Annotated in this window: 10 protein-coding genes; 4 read left to right on the top strand and 6 right to left on the bottom strand. The window is 71.9% G+C overall.

Going from position 1 to position 21,261, the window contains the following annotated elements; translation table 11 throughout:
• Positions 1-6: 6 nt before the first annotated feature.
• Complete coding sequence (locus tag JK359_RS17400) at positions 7-249, bottom strand: hypothetical protein (RefSeq protein WP_236677972.1); 243 nt, start codon at positions 247-249, stop codon at positions 7-9.
• A gap of 115 nt (positions 250-364) precedes the next feature.
• Here JK359_RS17400 and JK359_RS17395 point away from each other — a divergent pair, with 115 nt between their 5' ends.
• Together JK359_RS17395 and JK359_RS17390 are read left to right on the top strand one after the other, a co-directional pair.
• On the top strand, positions 365-1,120 hold the full coding sequence (locus JK359_RS17395) for a DUF1990 domain-containing protein (protein WP_307788152.1): 756 nt from the start codon (positions 365-367) through the stop codon (positions 1,118-1,120).
• Positions 1,121-1,179: 59 nt separating this feature from the next.
• Positions 1,180-2,064 carry an SDR family oxidoreductase gene (locus JK359_RS17390; protein WP_201836525.1) on the top strand — a complete coding sequence of 295 codons (885 nt, stop codon included), beginning with the start codon at positions 1,180-1,182 and terminating at the stop codon, positions 2,062-2,064.
• Positions 2,065-2,124: 60 nt separating this feature from the next.
• Here the strand turns inward: JK359_RS17390 and JK359_RS17385 are convergent, their stop codons facing one another.
• The gene (locus JK359_RS17385; RefSeq protein ID WP_201836524.1) at positions 2,125-2,904 is read right to left on the bottom strand and encodes a metallophosphoesterase; all 780 of its coding nucleotides are present in this window, start codon (positions 2,902-2,904) and stop codon (positions 2,125-2,127) included.
• An 82-nt stretch (positions 2,905-2,986) separates the two neighbouring features.
• On the opposite strand from JK359_RS17385, the gene pdxR reads away from it, so the two are divergent.
• The gene (pdxR, locus tag JK359_RS17380) at positions 2,987-4,396 is read left to right on the top strand and encodes a MocR-like pyridoxine biosynthesis transcription factor PdxR (RefSeq protein WP_201836523.1); all 1,410 of its coding nucleotides are present in this window, start codon (positions 2,987-2,989) and stop codon (positions 4,394-4,396) included.
• A gap of 100 nt (positions 4,397-4,496) precedes the next feature.
• A complete protein-coding gene (locus JK359_RS17375) occupies positions 4,497-5,516 on the top strand; it encodes a L,D-transpeptidase (RefSeq protein ID WP_201836521.1) in 1,020 nt (339 codons plus the stop codon).
• Between the two features lie 86 nt (positions 5,517-5,602).
• Here JK359_RS17375 and JK359_RS17370 read toward each other — a convergent pair whose 3' ends face one another.
• From JK359_RS17370 to JK359_RS17355, 4 genes are read right to left on the bottom strand one after another with little or no spacing between them, the layout of a single operon-like run.
• Complete coding sequence (locus tag JK359_RS17370) at positions 5,603-6,388, bottom strand: alpha/beta hydrolase (protein ID WP_201836520.1); 786 nt, start codon at positions 6,386-6,388, stop codon at positions 5,603-5,605.
• 11 nt (positions 6,389-6,399) lie between these two features.
• Positions 6,400-7,191, bottom strand: a complete 792-nt coding sequence (locus tag JK359_RS17365) for an alpha/beta fold hydrolase (RefSeq protein WP_201836519.1) — start codon at positions 7,189-7,191, stop codon at positions 6,400-6,402.
• A gap of 53 nt (positions 7,192-7,244) precedes the next feature.
• Positions 7,245-8,588: a hypothetical protein gene (locus JK359_RS17360; protein WP_201836518.1), complete on the bottom strand. Its 1,344-nt coding sequence runs from the start codon at positions 8,586-8,588 to the stop codon at positions 7,245-7,247.
• Complete coding sequence (locus JK359_RS17355) at positions 8,585-20,911, bottom strand: polyketide synthase (protein WP_201836517.1); 12,327 nt, start codon at positions 20,909-20,911, stop codon at positions 8,585-8,587. Before JK359_RS17355 ends, JK359_RS17360 begins: the two co-directional genes overlap by 4 nt.
• Between the last annotated feature and the right edge of the window lie 350 nt (positions 20,912-21,261).

Here is a 21,261-nt window from a genome sequence, read left to right as displayed (position 1 = left end):
GGGAGATCACTTCGGCTCCCGCAGCGCCTCGCCGATCAGCCACAGCATCGGCGGCCACAGGCCCACGAAGAGCGCACGCCGCTCGGCGTTGCCCCGCTGCTCCTGGTCGACGGTCTTCGCGCGTACCCACAGCGTCAGACACAGACCGATCGCGCCGAATGAGGCGAGATGCAGGTGAGTGCTGCGCGCACCCGCCCGGTGCAGGAGCTGGAGCACCATGGCGCCTCCGGGTTCGTCTGCTCGTGTCATGCCCACCGTGTCACCACCGCCGGTCCAGGGTATTCACATGTTCATACCTTTTGTGTCGATATGCCGATCCGAAGGGGCACGGATGTCGCGACCGCGCTGGTCCCGGGTACCTGCCGTGATTGCGCGCTGGCTCCTGGGGACGGGGCTGGTCACCTGGCGCTATCTCTGGGAGACGACCCCCCTGTACCGGGGCGGCGAATGCCGGGGTGACGATCAGGACCGCCCGCCGCAACTGCCACCCGAAGCGGTCGACGACCGGGTCCAACGGGCCGAGGACGGCTACGGGCCCCTCTTCCACCGCTCCTTCCGGGTACGCATCGCGGAGGCCCGCATCGACGCCGGCCGGCTCATCGAGCAGGTTTGCCGGGATTTCGAGCGCTTCGTCCCCACCGAGGTGGTCAGCATCGACGCGGATGGACTTCGCGGGCAGGGTCTGGACGTCGCGGACGAGCTGGTGGTGGAGATGCCGGGCCCCTGGAACGGGCCCGTCAGGGTGGTGCACCGCGACGCCCGGTCCCTGCACCTGGTGACCCTGCACGGCCACATGGAGGCCGGTCAGGTGCACTTCCGTGCGCGCGGGGAGGACGGCCTGCTCGTGTTCGAGATCGAGCTGTGGGCGCGGGCCGGCAGCCGCTTGGTGCACCTGTTGTACGCACACCTGCGGCTGGCCAAGGAGGTCCAGCTGAACATGTGGGTCCGCTTCTGCCTGTCGGCCGTCGCGGCCTCGGGCGGCCGGCTCATGGACGGGGTGCACATCGCCACCCGCTGGCTGGACCCTCCCGGCACGAAGTGCGTGACACCGACCGGGGACGAACCCGGGGAGTCGACGCGCGGCACCGGGAACCAGCTGCCCGGCCGGAGGGCCCTGTGACTCGGGCGGAGCGCGCTACCCGGGGCACACGCTCGCGCTGGTGGAGCGAGAGACGACCGGTGCCGCGCAGCCCCCTCGCAGACCGTACGGTCGTCGTCACCGGAGCGGCGCGCGGACTGGGGGAGGCACTGGCACGCGCACTGGCCGGGCGCCGGGCACGACTGGCGCTGCTGGGCCACGAGGGAGCCGCACTGAACGCGCTCGCGGCATCCCTGCCCGTCCCGGCACTGGCGCTGGAGGCCGACGTCACCGACGCGACCGCCCTGCGCGACGCGGCGGACGAGATCCGCGGGCGTCTGGGCAGGCCGTCGGTGGTGGTGGCCAACGCGGGAATCGCCCAGGGCGGCCCCTTCGCCACCTCCGACCCCGTCGAATGGCGCCGGGTCATCGACGTGAACCTGACCGGCAGCGCGCAGACGGCGCGCACCTTCCTGCCCGACCTGATCGAGACGGCCGGCTACTTCCTGCAGGTCGCATCGCTGGCGTCGCTCGGAGCCACGCCCATGATGAGCGCCTACTGCGCCTCCAAGGCCGGTGCGGAAGCGTTCGCGCACTCCCTGCAGGCGGAAGTGGCACACCAAGGGGTAGCCGTCGGTATCGCCTACCCCGCCTGGACCGCCACCGACATGATCCGGCACGCCGATCAGTTCACGGCGATGCACGAGCTGCGCACCCACATGCCCGCGCCCGCACGCACCGTCCACTCGGCCGACGCGGTGGCCGCCCGGCTGGTCCGTGCGGTGGAGCGGCGCCGTACCGCCGTCTACGCACCGGCGTGGCTGCGCTCCGTCCAGGTGGTCCGGGCGGCACTGCCGCCCGTCGTGCTGCGGGTGTCCCGTCGCGAGCTGCCCCGCCTCGACTCGGGACGGCCGCTGCGTGCCACGGGCCCGCTCGGCGCCGGGGGACGAGCCGACCGCGCCGCGGCGGACCCCGTCGACGACTGACCAGGGTGGCTTCCCGGTGCGCCGTGGACGGCCTCCGCAGCCCGGCGACCGGCTCCGGCGTCACCGGTCCCGTACGGAGTCATGGGAGGTGCTGACGTGACGGAAGTGGGTGGTCAGCCTCCCGGAGTCGTCCAGGACGTGGAAGGCGAGCGCGGGCGGACGGTCCAGGTGGACATGGTCCTGGGGGTGGGCGCGGTGCTCCCAGGGCAGGCGGAGGGTGGAGTCGACTCCGGGTGCCACCAGCAGCGGGCGTCCGGCGAAGACGGTCGCCGCGGCCGTGTGGGCGTGCCCGCACACGAATGCCGCGATGTTGCGGTGCCGGCCGGCGAGGGCCGCGAGCCGCTCGGCGCCGAACTGGCGGATGCCGTCGATGAACGGGATGTGCAGCTGCACCGGCGGGTGGTGGAAGCCGATCAGCACAGGCGTCCGGTCGGAAGTCTGGGCGATGACGTCATCGAGCCACACCAGGGTCTCGTCCGAGAGGAAACCGTCGTCCTTGCCGGGCACCGACGAGTCGCACATGGCGATGACCACGTCAGGGCTGCTGTGCACCTGGTTGACGGGGGCCGCCGAACCCGGCTGGCCGAGGAGACGGGTGCGGAAGGCATCACGCCTGTCGTGGTTGCCGGGGCAGATCATCACCGGGTGCCGCGAGGAGAGGAGCCGACGGGCCTGCTCGTACTCGGCCGGCAGACCGTTGTCGGTGATGTCCCCGGTCACCAGGACCGCGTCCAGGTCGTACGGCAGGTCCTCCAGGTACCGCATGACGGCCCGGGTGCGCTCGGCGCTCCGTGGCGCGCCGTCGATGTGGGTGTCACTGAGATGGGCAATCACGATCATCGAGTGCTTCCAGTCGCTCGTGGCCGGTAGATCACTCGGCCGAGGTTAGGAGGACACCGGACCAACAGTAAGATCCAGTTCCGTGCGGAAAACATGGGCCGGTTCGCGTGTCGACCTGCACATCGATCTCGACGCCGCCACAGGCCGGCGCTCGGCTCTGGAGTCGGCGCTGCGCGACGGCATCCGTCAGGGGCGCCTCGCCGCCGGGACGCTCCTGCCCTCCACGAGGGGACTGGCGACCGAACTCGGGCTGTCCCGGGGCACGGTGACCGCCGCCTACGACCAACTCGTCGAAGAGGGCTACCTCACCACCCGGCCCGGGTCGGGTACGACGGTGGCGGACCTGCCGCCGGAGGCCGCGGCCCCGCCGTCGGCTTCACCGATGCCGGCGGCTCCCCGCCACGACCTGCGTCCGGGGCTTCCCGATGCCGATGCCTTCCCGGCCCGGGCCTGGCTCGCGGCGACGCGCCGGGTCGTCGCCGACGCGCGCTCGGCGATGCTCCGGGCCGGAGACCCGCAAGGCAGGCTCGAACTGCGGGCCGCGGTCGCCGACTACCTGGGCCGCACCCGCGGTGTGCTCACGAGCCCCGACCGCATCGTCATCACCTCCGGCTACTACCAGGGCCTGAGCCTGCTCAGCGGAGTGCTGGCCCGCAACGGCGCCCGGACCGTCGCCGTCGAGGACCCCAGTCACAATGTCTTCCGCGCCGTCGTCCAGCGCGCCGGCCTGACCACCGCACCCCTGCCGGTCGACGCCCACGGCGCCTGTGTGGACGGGCTGACGCAGGGGGCCGACGCCGTGCTGCTCACGCCCTCGCACCAGTACCCGACCGGTGTCCCTCTCCACCCCCGCCGACGCCAGGCCGTCGCCGCCTGGACGCGCTCGACCGGCGGGCTGGTCATCGAGGACGACTACGACGGCGAGTACCGCTACGACCGCCAGCCCGTCGGCGCTCTCCAGAGCATCGCCCCCGACCGCACCGTCTACTGCGGCACCGCGTCCAAAACCCTCGGACCGGCTCTGCGCCTGGCCTGGATGGCCCTCCCGCCCGAGCTGGTGAAGCCGATGGCCGACGCCAAGCAGCAGGCCGACCTGCACACCGAGAACCTCTCCCAGCTCGTCCTCGCGGACCTGATCACCACGCACGCGTACGACCGCCACGTCCGCGCCACCCGCCTGCGCTACCGGCGACGCCGGGAACTGCTCCTCGCCGGCCTGTCCGCCGGCACGGGACCGACCGCCCACGGTGTGCCAGCCGGTCTGCACACCCTCCTGACGCTCCCCGCCGACTGGCCGCCCGAGGACGAGGCCCTCTCCCTGTGCGCCCGGCAGGGACTTGCCCTGCGCGGCCTGTCCGAACTCCACGTCGAGCCCGAAGGACGCCCCGCAGGCCTGCTCGTCGGCTTCGCGGCCCCACCCGAACACGCCTACCGGGCGGCCCTGGACGCCCTGTTCGACACGCTCCGGAAACTGGCCGCCGGCCGGAAGTGAGACGGACACGGCGTGCCGGCGGCGCACCAAGTCTTGGGGCGCGCTTTACACGACGGATGCAACTCGACTCGGCCCCCCGTCGTCTGAGAGGAAGTCGGGCATGTCAGGGCCCAAGGGCGAGAGAGCGGAGCGAGTCGTGGGACGGCGCAGGGGCAGCATAGGGATCGCACTCGTCACCGGTGCGGTGCTGGTGGGCGCGAGTGCCTGTGGCGGGGGCGGCAGTGACAAGGCGAGCGGGGACGACGGGAAGGCGTCGGGCAAGCCGCGTACGAGTGCCTCGGCGTCACCGAAGCCCTCCGGGCCGCCGATGCTGCTGGAGACGATCACCCCGCGGACGGGTACGAAGGTCGGCGTGGCGATGCCGATCTCGGTGGTCTTCACGGACCCGGTGGCGACGAAGGCCCGGGCCTCGGTGGAGAAGCACATGAAGGTGAGCGCCTCGCAGCCGGTGGCCGGCGCCTGGCACTGGTTCGGCGACAAGCGCGCCGACTGGCGACCGAAGACGTACTGGCCCTCCGGCACCAAGGTGAAGGTCGACGTCGACATGGAGGGCGTCAGCAACGGCAACGGCCGCTACGGCGTCCACAATTACACGCACGACTTCACCATCGGCGACGACGTGCGCGCGGATGTCTCGGTGACCGGCCACACCATGAAGGTGACCCGGAACGGCAAGGCGGTCCGCACCTTGTCGATCAACGCGGGCAGCCCCCAGTACCCGACGTGGAACGGCACCATGGCCGTCATCGACAAGCAGGAGAAGGTCCACATGACCTCCTGCAGCGTCGGCATCAGCTGCGACAAGGGCAGCGCCAACTACTACGACCTGACGCTGCCCTGGGACGTCCACCTGACCCAGTCCGGCACGTACGTGCACTACTCGACCGGCGACCCCAACCCGGGCAGCGGCAGCGCCCGTGGCTCGCACGGCTGCGTCCACCTGTCCCTGTCGGACGCCAAGTGGTTCTACGGCCAGGTCAAGCAAGGCGACCCCGTCACCATCACCGGCTCCTCGCGTGCCAAGGCCCCGGCGGACAACGGCTACGCAGCCTTCAACCTGGGGTGGGACCAGTGGCTCGCGGGCAGCGGGTCGGGAGAGCAGACGACCGCGACGCTGTGACCCCCTGACTGCGCGTCGCGCCGGCGCCCGCCGCGCAGCCGGCCGACCGGTCCACGGACCGGTCGGCCGTGCCGTCCGCGGACCGGTCAGTCGCGCCCGTCCGCCGTCAGGAAGCCGACGGTACGGCGGACCACGGTGTCGTCGCGCAGCACCTTGGTGTGGCCCAGGTCCCGCACCCGCATCAGCTCGGCCTGTCCCCAGGCCGCCACCAGCGCCTCGCTGTCGGCGAGCGGCGACTCGGTGTCGTTCTCGTCGTGGACCACGAGCAGCCGGCTGGTGAAGTCCCGTGCCGCCAGAGCCGGTTCGATGGCGTCGAAGGAAATGCCCAGCCAGTCCTCCGCACGTTCCCGGACCAGCCCGATGGCCTCCGGCGACACCTGCATCACCTCACCGGAGCGGCGCCAGAGACTGACGTAGCTGCTGATGGGGTTGACGAACACGGCCCGCTCCAGCGTGACGCCGCGCGACATGGCGTAGGTCGTGGCCGCGGCGCCCAGCGAGTGGGCGACGACGGCGTGGAAGGGCCCGAACCGCTCGTGGGCCGCCTCGACCGCCTTGGCGAAGTGGATGACGGAGGACTCCGCTCCCTCCGACTCGCCGTGGCCCGGGAGGTCCACGACGACCACCGAGCAGCCCGCCCGGGCCAGCGCCTCCGCCAGGACGGTCAGATGCCCGGCGTTGCCGGCCCAGCCGTGCACCAGCAGGATCCGCCGCTCACCTGCGCCCCAGAGGTAGTGGACCACCTTGGCGCCGTCGACGACCTCGACCTCCTTGGCAGCCTGTTCCAGGATCGGCCGGACGGCGTTCGGAGGCTGCGTCCGCATCGGCGTGAAGGCCAGCTGCCGCAGCTTTTCCGTGGTGACGGTGTCCAATTGATAGCCCCTTACCTTGCTTCTTCCACGCTCCGCAGATGCGCGGAGATGATCTTCCGGACCTCGGGTGATTCCACGATGTCGAAGTGTCCGGCACCCTCGACGAGCTCCACGGCGGAGCCCCGCCAGTTCGCGTGCAGCTCCCCGGCGTGCACCGGCGGCACGTAGTCGTCGGCCGTGCCGTGGATGACCAGCCCGGGCACGTCGATCCCCCGGACGGCCTCCAGGGCCGAGTACTCCTGCCACACCGCCGGACCGAACCTCCGCTCTATCTCCCCGGTCACGCCCCGCACTTGCCCCCCGTCGAGGGCGTTCATCTCGGCGAACCGCTCGACCAGGAACATCTTGGCGGGCGGCGAGGAGATCGAGACCACGGTCCGGGCGGCCACCCCCGCGTGCCAGGCGGTCAGGGCCCACAGGCCGCCCATGGAGTGGCAGACCACCGCGTGCAGGCCGGTGAGCTTGTCGTACAGGGCGCGCAGCAGGGCGCGGATCTCGGTGGGATCGCCCGTGGTGCCCAGCGCCTCCCCGTGCGGCGGCACGTCGAACAGCACCACCCGGTAGCCCTGCGCGAGGAGGTCTTCGGCGATGGACACCATGCTGCCCAGATTGGTGTTCAGGCCGTGGACGAGCAGGACGGTCGGTCCGCTGCCGCTCTGGAAGTACTTGTAGAAGCGGCCGCCCGCCTTGACGGTGTGGGAACGGCACCGATTGAGGAACGCCTTCGCGAAGGGGTCGTGCGGCAGCTTCACGACCGTGTAGAAGCGCTCCACGAGGTCGTCCACGGATTCGTTTCGGCTCACTGCGCATTCCTCGATCGGTGTCGGTGGCTCACTTCGGCGGCGTCCTCCGTCTCTCAGGTGCCGGGCTGCTCGCTCAGGGCGGCGAGGCACTGCCTGGCCCGTTCCGGCAGGACGTACTCGCCCTCCTTCGCGATGCGGTCGTACAGGGCCTCGACCCGCTCGTAGTGGTCGTCGAGGTTCTGGTCCAGCAGGTGGTACTCGGACTTGTTGTAGATGCCGAACTGCAAGTCGGTCATCAAGCCGAACGGGTCGATGTCCGCAGCCTGCCGGCTGCCGCCGAACACCAGGCGCAGGAACTCGTCGACGCTCTCGTAGCCGAGCGTGGCCAGGAGGAACTCGATCGACGCCCACTTGCGCCGGACCTGGTGTGCCCGCTCCTTCGGATCGACGATGAAGTCCAGGCCGCTCGACATGCCCTTGGGGTAGTGCACCTTGTTGAAGCAGCGCAGGTCGATGGTGAGGCGGTCCTTGGTGGTCCGCGGCAGGGTGCTGTCGGCGTGCGCCCGGTAGTTGTCGAAGACCAGCGCGTCGCCCACCCGGCTGTCGCAGTAGTAGCCGGGAGACGGATTGTCCGCGTACGTCTTCGCCCAGTACATCGCCATGAGGAAGTCCCGCACCGAGGGCAGGTCGATCTCGGACAGTTTCCCTTCCAGGAAGAGGAACAGTGCCTTGTCTACGGCTTCCTTCTCCTCGCCCGACAGCCCGTGCTCCAGCATCTTCTCGTAGACGTACGGGAGGTTCGGGGCCTCCAGCTCGGCCTCCTCGAAGATCACGAAGGGCTGCCGGCTCAGCGGCGTCGGGGTCAGCGCGGTGTGGAAGCTGCGGTACTCGGTGGGGAAACCCAGCTGCTTCTTCACCAGCGACGGGATCTGCAGGGCGATCGAGCTGGCCGCGTGGGTCCCGTACGGCCGCTTCTCGGCCGGCACGATGAAGGCGTTCACCACCGCCGTCTCCACCTCGGGGAAGTGCTCCTGGACGATGTCCTGGTTCAGGTCGTAGAAGCGCTTCGCCGAGGGCACGAACAGCACGCAGTTCTCGAACATGGTGGAGACCGGGAAGTAGCTGCCGATGGAGGCGGCGGCGAAGCTCTCCTGGATCACCGCCTGACAGCGCAGCTGGCGTGCCAGATTGTCCGCCAGGTCGTCGTCCAGGTTCATCCGGACGACATGGGTCGGATGCGACTCGGGCTGGAAGCAGCTCGTGTTCAGTGCCCGGTGCGGAGGCAGCCGGGACTCCATCTCCCCCCGGTCCACCTGGTACTTGTCCAGCACCGGCGACAGCTGCTCGGCGTGCACCGCCGCCGAGGAGTGCAGGAAGGTGCCGGTCTTCTGGTAGGTGCCGGTGACCGTGGCGTCGTCGTCCACCGTCGCGTCTGCCGCCTGGTTCGCGTCGCTCATGACGTCGTGTCCTCCGCTCGGTCCGAAGTGTTGATGCGGTCCACATAGATGCGGACGAAGTCCTCGTCGATGGGCGGCGACGGGTAGTCCTCCGCGCCGAAGACGGCGCCCCCCACGGGCAGCGCGGCGAACATGTCCGCCAGGCCCTCCGCCGTCAGGCCGTCCACCAGGGCGGCGATCCGGGCCAGCGGGCCCGACGGACGCCGGGCGGCGGACGCCAGCGCCCGCTGCCGCCATTCGTCGAAGGACACGATCTCCGCGCCGCCGCCGGCGGCACCGACCATCTCGAAGAAGCGGTCGAAGGCCGGGGCGCCGGAGTTGACGAAGTCGTAGTCCCTGCCGATGCGCTCCAGGTCGCCGGTCATCGCCTCGGCGATCGTGCGGCACAGATAGTCGACCGGAAGCACCGCCGTGAGGTCGGCGGCCACCGACGGGAAGCAGCCCATCTCGAGGCTGCCGCTGATCAGGTTGTGCAGGAAGTCGCCGCGGTCGAGGCGGAAGTGCCCGGTGCGGGTCGAGGCCCCCACGAACGGAAGCCGGTACGTCGACGCCCGCGCGCCGCGCCAGCGGGCGGCGGCCACCATCTGCTCCGCCTGCCACTTGGAGGTCAGGTAGCCGTACTCCCGGTCGTCCTCGGTGACCTCGTACCCCAGGTACTTGGGCAGCGTGGCGAACGTCGACACGAAGTGGAACGCCTTGCCGCGACCGCGCGAGGCCAGCCGAAGCGCCTCGTGGGTACCGACCACGTTGGGGCCGATGTAGTCCTCGAGCGGCCGCATCCAGTCCACCAGGGCACCGGAGTGGCAGACGGCGTCCACCTGGTCGGCCAGCTCGTCGAAGCTCTCCTCGTCCAGGCCGAACAGCGGCCGGGTGAGGTCGCCCACCACCGGGTTCAGCAGCGGTGCGAACTCCTCCTTCCACAGGCCGTAGCCGTCGAGGGCGCCCACCAGGCGCTCCATGGCCTGCCGGGCGTCGTCCGCCCGCACCAGGCAGTAGGCGACCACCTCGGAGGAGAGCAGCTCGTGCAGCAGGTAGGCGCCGACGAACCCGGTGGCGCCGGTGACGAAGACCGCCTCCGGGCGGACCGGCGCCGCCCCGGCGTTGTCGAAGCGGAGGTCGGGGTGCAGGCAGCCCTTCCGGGCCGTCGACAGGTCCACGTCCGAGGCGTCGCCCGCCGCGGCCGCCTCGGGGGCCGCGCCGACGGTGGTACCCGGCGCCGCGTCCAGGCCCGCCTCCAGCAGCTTCTGCAGCAGGAAGTCGCCGAGCGAGGTGAGGTTGGGGTGATCGAAGGCGATCTTCGCGGGCAGGGCGAGTCCGGTCAGGTCCGCGAGCTGGTTGCGCATCAGCACCGCGGTCAGCGAGTCGATGCCGATGTCCTGCAGCGGCACGTTGACGTCCACGGCCTCCGGCGAGGCGAAGCCCAGGGTCTTCGCGACCTCCTCGCGGACCACGCCCAGCACCACCTCCGGGTACTCCTCCGGCGCGGCCTCGCCCAGCAGCTTGCGCAGGTCCGTCCCGCCGCCGGTCCTGGACCGTCCGCCGGCGTTGCCGCTGAGCAGCGCGCGGAACAGCGGCGGTATGCCGCCACGGCTCTCGAAGTAGTGCTGCACACGGTTCAGGTCCAGCGCGGCGGCCATGGTCAGCGCCCGGCCGCTCCTGACGGCCAGCTCGAACAGCTCCAGCCCCTCCTCCGGAGCCAGCCGGTCCAGACCGAGCTGGGCGAAGCGGGCCCGGTCGAACTCGCTGAGCCCGGCGGCCATGCCCTCTCCCTCCCAGGGGCCGAACGCCACCGAGGTGGCCGGCAGGCCCTTGGCCCGGCGCAGGTGAGCCAGCGCGTCCAGGAAGGCGTTGGCGGCGGCGTAGTTGCCCTGCCCGGGCGCCCCCATGACGCTCGCGATGGAGGAGAACATCATGAAGAAGTCCAGCTCCATGTCCTGGGTCAGCTCGTGGAGGTGCCACAGGCCGTCCACCTTGGGCAGGAAGACCGCGTCGAACCGCTCCGGTGTCAGGGCCGTCAGGGCGCCGTCGTCCAGCACGCCTGCCGCGTGGACCACGCCCCGCAGCGGGCGTCCCTCGCCGAACAGGGCCATCACCGCGGCGACGTCGTCACGGTCGGCCGCGTCGCAGGCCACCAGGGTGGCCGTGGCGCCCAGCCCGGCCAGCTCGTCCACCAGGGACTGGGCGCCAGGGGTGTCCATCCCGCGGCGTGAGGTCAGCACCAGGTCGCGTACGCCGTGGGTGCCGGCCAGCCACCTGGCCACGCGCCGGCCGAGGTCGCCGGCGCCGCCCGAGACGAGCACGGCGCCGTCCTGCCGGACGAACTGCCGCTGCTGGGCCGGGACCAGCACCACCTTGCCCACGTGCCGGGCCTGGGCGATGAAGCGCAGACCGTCGGAGGTGTGGGTCATGGGGAAGGCCCGCAGCGGCAGCGGCGCCAGCTTGCCCTGCGTGAACAGCTCGGCGATGGAGACCAGCATCCGCTGGATGAGGTCCGGGCCCGCCTCGGGCAGGTTGTAGACGGTGTAGGTCACGCCCGGGTGGCTCTGGTCGATGGCGGCCTGCTCGCGCACATCGATCTTGCCCATCTCGAGGAAGCGCCCGCCGCTGCCCAGCATGCCGAGGCTGGCGTCGATGAACTCGGTGGCCAGGGAGTTCAGCACCACGTCGAAGCGTGCGCCGGACTCACCGCCGGGAGCGCCCTTGCCGAAGTGGTCGACGAAGCCCAGGTCGCGCGAGGACGCCAGATGGGCGTCGTCCAGGCCGAGTTCCCGCAGCGCGGGCCACTTGGGTTCGCTGGCGGTGCCGTAGACCTCGGCGCCGTGGAGCTGTGCCAGCTGCACCGCCGCCATGCCCACGCCACCGGCCGCGGCGTGGATCAGCACCCGCTCGCCCGCCTGCAGGGCGCCCAGTTCGTGCAGGCCGTACCAGGCGGTGAGGAAGGTCATCGGGATGGTGGCGGCCTCCTCGAAGCTGAGGTGCTCCGGCATGCGCACCACCTGGCGCGCGTCCGTGACGACCTCGGAGGCGAAGGAGCCGCGGGCCAGGCCCAGTACGGCGTCACCCACCTTCACCTGGTCGACGCTGCCGCCGACCTCGGTGACCACACCGGCGAACTCCAGGCCGAACGCGGGGATCTCCACCATGCCCAGGGCGTTGAGCACATCGAGGAAGTTCACCCCGGCGGCCTTCACCTCGGCGCGGATCTCGCCCGGTGCCAGAGCCCGCTCCGGCAGGGACTTCACCGTCAGCGGCTCGTCCAGGCGGCCCTTGGCGGCGATCTCCAGCTGCCAGCGGCCCTCGGCCGGCAACTCCAGGTCCTGGGCCGACCCCACCCGCAGCAGCTGCGGCACCAGCACCTCGCCGTGGCGCAGGGCGCACTCCGGCTCGGCCTCCAGCATCAGCGCGGCGGGCAGCAGCCTGCGGTCCGCGTCCTCCTCGCCGAGGTCGATCAGGCGCAGGCTCAGCTCGGGGTGCTCGTTCCGGGCCGTCCGCATCAGGCCCCACAGCGGGCCGGCGCCCAGCCCGGAGACCATGTCGTCGGCGCCGGTGCCCACCGCGTGACGGGTGACCCAGACCAACGGGGTGCGGAACTCCGTACCGACCACTTCCTGGAGCTGCTCCAGTGCGCCGGCGGCGAACGCGTGGGCCTGCGAGGGCACCTCCGCGTCGGAGTCCCAGAGGCAGATCAGACCGTCCAGGTCCTCGGCGTCCTCCAGATCGCGGACCTTGATCACCTGGATGCCGGCCCGGGCCAGCAGGGTCTTGACCTCCCGCGCCCACGGCACGTCCCCGGCCGGGGTCATCATGCCCCAGGAGCCGCCCATCTCGACGTGCTCGGTGTCGACGGGGCGCCAGCCCACGTCGAACTGGAAACGGTCCACCCCGGCCGCGGCCAGACGGCGCAGCACCGCCCGGTCCACTCGCCGTGCGTGCAGGCGGTGCAGCCGGCCGACATGGGCGCCGTCGCTGTCATGGATGTCGAGCGAGGCCCAGAACTCGCCGTCGCCCAGCTCGAAGTCGGCGACCCGGACCCAGATCTCCGACAGGCCCTTGACCCGCAGTGACAGGCGTTCGGCCTCGAACGGAACGAAGAGGTCGTCGCCGGTCCGGTTCTGCAGCCGCTGGGTCAGCAGCAGCGAGTGCATGGCCGAGTCCAGCAGGGCCGGGTGCAGGACGTAGCCGGTGGCGGACTGCTCCGCGCTCTCCGGCAGCGCGGCCCTGGCCCACACCTCCCCGCCCACGTGCCAGGCCTCCTTGATGCCCTGGAACGTCGGCCCGTAGCCGTAGCCCAGCGCGTCCAGGTCGCGGTAGAGGGCGGACGCGTCGAGGGGCTCGGCGCCCCGCGGCGGTACCGTCACCGCGGCGCCGGCACCGGCCGCGTCCGCGGGCGTGATGCGGCCCTCGGCGTGCAACTGCCAGGCGCCGTCCTCGCCCTCGGGGGCGCTGTAGACCTGGACCGGACGCGCCTCACCGGTCGCCGGACCCACGGTGACCTGCATCCGCACCGGCACACCGGAGGCCAGCACCAGCGGCGAGGCGATGACCACGTCCGACAGGTCCCACTCGCCCTCACGGGCCGCGTCGCCCGCCGCCCGCATGGCCTCGAAGAACGCCGTGCCCGGCATCAGGACGGCGTCCATCACCCGGTGCTCCTGCACCCACACCGGCTGGTCCGCCGCCACCACGTTGGTGAACAGCGACAGCCCGGTGCCGGCGATCTCCACACCGCCGCCGAGGAGCGCGTGGCCGGTGGCGTTCAGACCGGCGCCGACCTCGCGGGTCAGCGGCGGCTCGAACCAGAACCGCTCCCGCTGGAAGGCGTACGTCGGCAGGTCCACCCGGCCGCCGCCGAAGGGCGCGAAGTAGCCGTCCCAGTCGACCTGGACGCCTCGCACGTGCAGTTCGGCCAGGCTCCGCTGGACGACCGAGGCGCCGTTCTTGCCCTTGACGCAGGACGGCACCCAGGACACCGGCCCGTCGTCGGCCAGGCACGACGCCCCCAGGCCGGACAGCACGGGCTGCGGGCCCAGCTCCAGGAAGGTGTTCGCGCCCTCTCGGCGCAGGCTGCGCATGCCGTCGCTGAAGCGGACCGCGTGGCGCACCTGGCGCACCCAGTAGTCGGGCTGTTCCAGTTCGCCCGGCGCCGCCAGCTCACCGGTGAGGCTGCTGACCAGGGGGATCACCGCGGGGCCGAAGCGAACGGTCTCCGCCACGGCCCGGAAGCCGGCGAGCATGCCGTCCATGTGGTGCGAGTGGAAGGCGTGGGACACCGTCAGCCGCCTGGCCTTGCGGCCCCGCTCCGTGAAGTGCGCCGCGATCGCCTCGACGGCGTCGGTGTCACCGGACAGCACGGTCTGCGTGGGCGTGTTGAGTCCGGCCACGTCCAGCTTGCCCCGCAGGCCGAGGGTGTCGACGGCGGCTTCCGCCTCCTCGGCGCCGGCTTCCAGCGACACCATGGCGCCGTGGGCGGGCAGGGCCTGCATCAGCCGGCCGCGGGCCTCGACCAGCCGACAGGCGTCGTCCAGGTCGAACACCCCCGCCACATGGGCGGCGGCGATTTCGCCGATGCTGTGGCCGAGCAGCAGTTCCGGCCGCACACCCCAGCTCTCCCACAGCCGCCACAGCGCCACCTCCAGCGCGAACAGGGCGGGCTGGGTGAAGTCGGTGCGGTGCAGGAGCGCCGCGTCCTCGCTGTCCGGATCGGCCCACATCACCTGGAGGAGAGGCTTCTCCAGCCCGGTGAAGCGTGCGGCGACCTCCTCAAGTGCCTCCCGGAAGACGGGGTAGACGTCGTGGACGTCCTTGCCCATGCCCGGGAGCTGGCTGCCCTGGCCGGTGAAGAGCAGGGCCAGCCGGGGCTCCTCGGCGTGGTTCCCGGTACGGACCGAATCGGCGGGCAGTTCCCCGGTACGGGCGAAGGAGGCCAGCTTGTCGAGGAGTTCGGCCTTGTCCTTGACCGAGAGCACCAGCCGGCGGCGGAAGTGGCTGCGGGTGGTCGCCAGGGAACGGGCCACGTCGCCCAGGCGGTCCTGGATGTTCATGCCCATGTGCAGGTGCAGGTTCTCCACCTGCCGGCGCAGGGCGGCGTCGGTGTAGCCGGACACCACGAACGGAACCGTGGGCGGCAGCGGCGCGACCGCACCTTCCCCGGCGTCCTTCGCGGCGGGCCGCGGCGGCTCCTCGACGATCACGTGGGCGTTGGTGCCGCCGATGCCGAACGAGCTGACGCCGGCACGGCGCGGCACGTCCTTCGCCGGCCACGGGCGCTGCTCCTGGACCAGCGCCATGCCGGCGCCCTGCCAGTCCACGGCCGGCGTCGGCTCGGCGACGTGCAGGGTCCGGGGGAGCGTGTCGTGGCGCATGGCCAGCACGACCTTCATCACACCGGCCAGACCGGCGGCGGCCTGGGTGTGGCCGAGGTTGGACTTGGCCGAACCGACCCACAGCGGGACCTCGCCGGAGTGGCTGCCGCCGAAGACCTCCGCGAGCGCGGTGCCCTCGATGGGGTCGCCCAGCTTGGTGCCGGTGCCGTGCGCCTCCAGGTAGTCGATGTCGTCCGGCTGGAGTGCGGACGCGGCCAGGGCGGCGCGGATGACCCGCTGCTGGGCGGGGCCGCTGGGCGTGGTCAGGCTGGCGGCGTGGCCGTCGTGATTGACGGCGGTGCCGCGCAGCACGGCCAGGATCGGGTCGCCGTCGCGCTGGGCGTCGGACAGCCGCTTCAGGACGACGGCGGCGGATCCCTCGCTCCAGCCCGTGCCGTCGGTGTCCGACGAGAACGACCGGCAGCGGCCGTCCGCCGACATGCCGCGCAGGCGGCTGAACTCGACGTGCAGTTCGGGGGTGAGCATCAGGCTCACACCGGCCGACACCGCCAGATCACACTCGCCGTTGCGCAGCGCGTTGCAGGCCAGGTGGGTGGTCACCAGGGAGGAGGAGCACGCCGTGTCCAGGGTGAGGGTGGGGCCCTCAAGACCGAACACGTACGACACCCGGCCGGACATGGTGCCGCCCGCGGAACCCGGGCCGACGTAGCCGTCGAGGTCGGTCAGCCCGCCGGCCATGGTGAGGCCGTACTCGTGGTACGCCGAACTCTTGCCGACGCCGATGAACGCGCCCGTCTGGCTGCCGCGCAGCTGGTCCAGGGTGTAGCCGGCCCGCTCGAACGCCTCCCAGGTGGTCTCCAGCACCATGCGCTGCATGGGGTCCAGCGAGCGGGCCTCGCGCGGCGAGATACCGAAGAAGGGGGCGTCGAAGAGGTCGATGGGGTTCACGAACCCGCCCCGGCTGCAGTACGAGGTGCCGGGCACCTCCGGATCCGGGTTGTACAGGGCCTCGGCGTCCCAGCGGTCCTTCGGGACCTCGACGATCCCGTCCCCGCCGCGCTCCAGCAGCTCCCAGTACTCCTCGGGGGTGTTGGCGTCGCCGGGCAGGCGGCAGGCCATGCCGATGATGGCGATGGGCTCGTCGTGTTCGGCGCGGCGGCGGTCCGGCACGATCTCCCGGCTGGTCGTGGTGCCGCCGGCCAGGTAGGCGGCCAGGGACTTCACGGTGAAGTGCTCGAAGAGCTTGGCCCCGAAGACGGGGCGTCCCAGCAGTTCCTCCAGCCGTGTCTGGACCCGGACGACCCGCAGCGAGTTGCCGCCGATCTCGAAGAAGTTCTCGTTGACGCCGATCCGGTCGTGGCCGAGCACGTCCGACCAGATGGCCATGATGTCCCGCTCCAGCTCGGTGGCGGGCTTGGCGGTGGCGTCGACCTCCACCACGGGGTCCGGCAGCGCCTTCTCGTCGATCTTGCCGTTCGGGGTCAGCGGAAGCTCGTCCAGCTCCACGATGAACGCCGGCACCATGTACTCCGGCAGCCGCTCGGCCAGCCACGGGCGCAGCACGCGGTGCAGTGGCGTCCTGGGCGCGTCGCCGACCGCGGGCGTGTTGGCGTACCCGGTGAGGGCGTCGCGGTCCAGCGGCTCGGCTGGCAGCGCGCTGAGGTCGGGGGTCTGGCCGGGCCGCCAGAACAGGGCGTCGCACCGCCAGGTGCCGCCGGAGCGGCTGGGCAGCAGCGCCAGTTCCAGGCCCGCCTCGCGGGCGAGGCCGGCGAGGTCGGTGGGGTCGATCCAGGACGCGGGTACCGCCGAGGTGTGCGCGCCCATGCTTTCCAGGGCCGCGGCGACCCGGCCGCTCACCTCGCCCAGCCGGCCGTTGGGAATGCCGTTCAGACGCAGCGGGCGGTCGGCGACCGAGCCCAGCTCGGCGCGGAGCCCGGCCAGGCCGAGGCCGTCGGCCTGCCAGTCCTTCTCCGCCGCCGGGGTGGCGGGCCCGGCGGCATCGCCGATGTGCAGGGTGACGTCGTAGCGGTAGCGCGTCATCTCGTTGACGTAGCGGCCGTCGCGCAGGGTGATGTCGACGCGGGTGATCTGCGGGAACAGGTGCGGCAGGTTGGCGAAGTAGTCGCGGCTGAGCACCAGTTCGCGTTCCTCGCGCATCCCGCGCTCGGCCCGGCGGGCCAGCTCCTCGGCGGAGATCCGGCCGGCCTCCCCGTCCGCGCGGAAGTGCGCCACGTCGGCGTGGAAGACGTCCAGCAGCGACAGGTCGCGTACGTCGCCGAGGAACACACGTCCCCTGGTGACCGCGTTGGTCGCCCACTCCAGCACCGAGGTCAGGTAGTCGACGCCGGGGAAGTACTGGGCCACCGAGTTGATGACCACGGTGTCGAAGGCGCCCTCGGCCACCTCGGGCAGTTCGTGGGCGGCGCGCTGCTCACAGGTCACGTGCGGCAGGGAGGCCAGGTGCCGGCGGGTCGTCTCGACCGCCGCGGCAGAGGCGTCCACGGCGTGGTACGTACGGCAGTGCGGTGCCAGGCTGAACAGCATCAGGCCGCTGCCGGAGCCGATCTCGAAGACGTTCTCCGGTGCGTGGGAGAGGATGCGTTCGACGGAACCGCGCTGCCAGTCGCGCATCTCCCCGGCGGAGAAGGGGAGGCCGTCGTAGCTGTTGCGCCAGCCCGCCAGGTTGAACGTGGCGTCGGCGGGCTCGGCGGCGGTGTCGGCGGACGCGGTGTCGGTGCCGGCTTCGTAGGCGCGGTCCCAGGCGGCGGCCCACTCGGCCAGGGCGGTGCTCTGCGCCGCCGGGGTCCGCACCGGGTCGGTGGCCGGAGCCGTGTCGCGGACGCAGTAGGCGACCAGTTGCTCGTCACGGCCGACGACCACGGCGCGGCGGACCGCCTCATGACGGCTCACGGCCGCCTCGACGTCGGCCAGCTCGATGCGGTGGCCGCGCAGTTTGACCTGGCGGTCGTTGCGTCCCAGCAGCGTCAGCCTGCCGGGTCCGTCGAAGCGGGCCAGGTCGCCCGTGCGGTAGAGGGTGCCGGGCTGGAAGGGGTTGTCGGCGAAGCGGAGCCGGGTCTGCTCGGGGTCGTTGCGGTAGCCGCGGGCCACTCCGGCACCGCCGATGCACAGCTCTCCGGGGAAGCCGAGCGGTACCGGCGAGAGGTTCTCGTCGAGGACGTAGACCTGGGTGCGGTCGATCGGGCTGCCGATGAGGATGCCGTCCTCCTCGGCCCGTGCCGCCACCTCCCAGACCGTGGACCACACAGTGGTCTCGGTGGGCCCGTACATGTTCCACACCGAGGCCGGGGCCCCGACGGCGAGCAGCCGGTCCGCCAGTTCGCGGGGCAGCGCCTCACCGCCGCACAGGATCTTGTTCAGGGTGGGGGTGCCCCGCCAGCCTCCGTCGAGCAGCAGCTGCCAGGTGGCCGGAGTGCCCTGCATCACCGTGATCGCATGCCGCTCCAGCAGCCCGCTCAGGGCCTTGGCGTCCATGGTCTCCTGGGCCTGGGCGATGACCGTGGTCCCGCCGCAGAGCAGGGGCAGGAACAGCTCCAGCACGGAGATGTCGAAGGACACCGTGGTGACCGCCAGCAGCCGGTCGGAGGCGGCGAAACCAGGCCGTTCTCGCATGGCCGTCAGGAAGTTGACCAGTGCCCCGTGGGTGATCTCGACCCCCTTGGGGCGCCCGGTCGAGCCCGAGGTGTAGATGACGTAGGCCAGGTCGCCGGCTCCCGCCTCGGCCGAGAGAGCCCTGTCGGCACTCCGCCCGGTTACGGGGTCCGCGTCGGCGCTCGGTCCGGCGCCCAGGTGGACGCTCACGCAGCGGGTGTCCCAGGCGGCAAGGCCGGCGGGAACGGCGTCGGGGGTGACGATGAGCCTGGGATCGGCGTCGTCGATCATCTGGCGGATGCGGTCCGCCGGGAACCTGGGGTCGACGGGCACGTAGGCGGCACCCGTCTTCAGGACCGCCAGGAGGGCCACGACCAGGTCGATCGAGCGGTCCAGGGCCACGCCGACCAGGTCGCCCCGGTCCACGCCCCGGCCGGTCAGCGCGTGGGCGAGCCGGTCGGCGCGGGCGTCCAGCTCGGCATAGGTCAGGCTGGTGTCCGCGCAGACGAGGGCGGTGTCCTCGGCATGGTCGCGCGCGGCCCGCTCGAAGAGCCGGTGCAGACCCTGCTCGGGGAGTTCCGCGGTGGCCTCGGCGGTGACGTTGAACTCCTCGATGAGGAGGCCGTGTTCGTCCGCGGTGAGCAGGTCGGCGGCGGCCGGAAGCTGCTCCGCGACGGCGGGGAGACGGCGGCACCACTCGGTGAACTGGCCGGCCAGCCGGGCGACGTCCCGGGCAGACAGGCGCGTGGCGTCGTAGTGGAAGGTGACGAGCGCACCGTCCTCGGCGCCGTCCTGCCCGACGTGGAGTTCCAGCGCCGGACGGTGCCCGTCCAGGCCGCCGGAGGCAGGGCCTGCGGGGGCGCGGTCGCCGGAGGCAGGACCGGCGTTGTCGCGGTCGCCCCAGGAGATCAGCACATCGGGCGTCAGCGCGCCGCTGTTCCAGCGTCCCCGGAGCGCTTCGTCCCGGCCGACGGCGTCGCGGCGGAGCCATCCCCGCTTCTGGCCGAGCGCGAACTCGCGCTGCACGGCCCGCACGTTCTGCGTGATCGTCGCGTCGGCGTCGACACGGCACGGCAGCGGCAGCCAGGCGGCGAACAGGTCCCGGTGCGCGGCGTCGACGTCCGCGCGAGGGGCCGCCATCGCGAGCTGAACCACCTGCCGGCCGCTCGCCCGGCTCAGGAAGACGCTCAGCGCACCGGCCAGACAGGCGGCGGCCGCCGCAGACGCGTCCACACCGTCCGCGTCGCCGTCCCGCAGCGGGACGTGGCACCGCGCGATGACGGGGTCCGCCTGCTGTCCGCTCTCGGCACCCTCGGTGTCGGTCCCCGGGCGGGGCTGCGGGTAGGGGAGGCGGTAGGGGTGGTCGCCGGCTTCGATCAGGCGCTCACGCCAGCGGTCGGCGGCCTTGGAAGCCTTGACGCCGGCCTCGGTCAGGCGGGCGCTCGCGTCCTCGCCGGGGACGTCCAGGATCGCGCCGGGGCCGAACCCGTGGGCCGAGGCAAGGGCGGCGGCGGGCCGATCCTGGCCCTCCAGGGTGCACACCCGGGTCAGGGTGACGTTCCCGGCACCCGTGGCCACCCGCAGGCCCGACGCGTCGTCGCAGGAGAGGACCGTACCGGGCGCGGCGGCGTCATCGTCCGCGGCGGAAGGAGGGGCGGTCTCGGCGTGGGCTTCCCGGACGGCGTAGAAGTGCCCGTCGAGGCTGACCTTGGGCCACACCAACGGGCTCGCGAACGGACCGTAGTCGGTGGCCCGCACCATGGCGGCGATGCGCTCGGCCGGAAGGCTCCAGTCGATCAGTCCCTCGGCGGGGAACTGGGTGTGCCGCGAGAAGTAGCGGCGCGTCGCGGAGTCCTGGGGGGCCGCGGTCTCGCGGCCCTCCGCTATCTCGTCGATCAGCTCGGCCAGGCCGGCGACGGCCGCGTCGTCGCACCGCAGGCCCAGCGACAGTGCGGTGTCCTCGGGCTCGATGGCCACGGGCACCCGCCTCAGCACCTCACCGCCGTCGACCACCTCGGACATGCGGTGCCAGGTGATGCCGTACTCCCGCGCCCCTTCGGCGATGGCCCAGGACGGCGTGTGCAGGCCCGAGTAGTGGGGGAGCGGCCCGTAGTGGTAGTTGACGGCGGCCCGCGCCGCGCAGCCCAGCAGCGCCTCGGGCACCACCGCGTAGTTTCCGGCGCTCAGCAGGAGATCGCAGGCCAACTGGGGTGCGATCGCTTCGGCTTCGGCGAGTTCGTGATGCGGGACGCCCGCCTTGACCGCCCAGGTCCGGGCGGTGGCGTCCCCGGTGACCACCGCTGTGATCCGGTGCCCTCTCGACATGAGCACCTCGCCGCAGCGAGCGAGTACGCCCCCGCCACCGATCAGGACGCAACTCAAAGAAGTCATCGCTATGCCTCCCCCGTGATCACCCGCGGCGCGTCCGATGAGCGCCGCCCGTCCCGGGGCAGGGGCAGCGGCACCCGTGGCAGCCCTGTGAGGGGCCTCCAGGTGCCGGATCCAAGCGTGCGCACAGGGCTGGTTCCCCCTGCGCCCGTGCCGATCCCCCCGAGATCGAGCGGCGTCCGTCTCCGGGGCAGCCGGTATGCGGCTGCGTCGTGAGTCGTACGCGCTGTGCGGATTTCAAGTGCAAGTACGCGGAATTGCTGAACTACCAAGTACGGAAGTGCTGTCGTGCAGAGACGCGGTCGTGCCGACGTGCAGAAGTACCGGACTGCAAAGGTGCGTTGATGTGTGTC

It is taken from the genome of Streptomyces actinomycinicus, from assembly GCF_016741775.1.
In the GTDB taxonomy this organism is placed as follows: Bacteria; Actinomycetota; Actinomycetes; order Streptomycetales; family Streptomycetaceae; genus Streptomyces; species Streptomyces actinomycinicus.
Note: the sequence above shows the minus strand (reverse complement) of the source record. Positions and strands in the feature narration are given on the sequence as shown.

Coding starts and splice junctions, on each gene's coding strand:
- JK359_RS17400 (WP_236677972.1), bottom strand. CDS start 249: ATGACACGAGCAGACGAACCCGGAGGCGCCATGGTGCTCCAGCTCCTG.
- JK359_RS17385 (WP_201836524.1), bottom strand. CDS start 2,904: ATGATCGTGATTGCCCATCTCAGTGACACCCACATCGACGGCGCGCCA.
- JK359_RS17375 (WP_201836521.1), top strand. CDS start 4,497: ATGTCAGGGCCCAAGGGCGAGAGAGCGGAGCGAGTCGTGGGACGGCGC.
- JK359_RS17360 (WP_201836518.1), bottom strand. CDS start 8,588: ATGAGCGACGCGAACCAGGCGGCAGACGCGACGGTGGACGACGACGCC.
- JK359_RS17355 (WP_201836517.1), bottom strand. CDS start 20,911: ATGACTTCTTTGAGTTGCGTCCTGATCGGTGGCGGGGGCGTACTCGCT.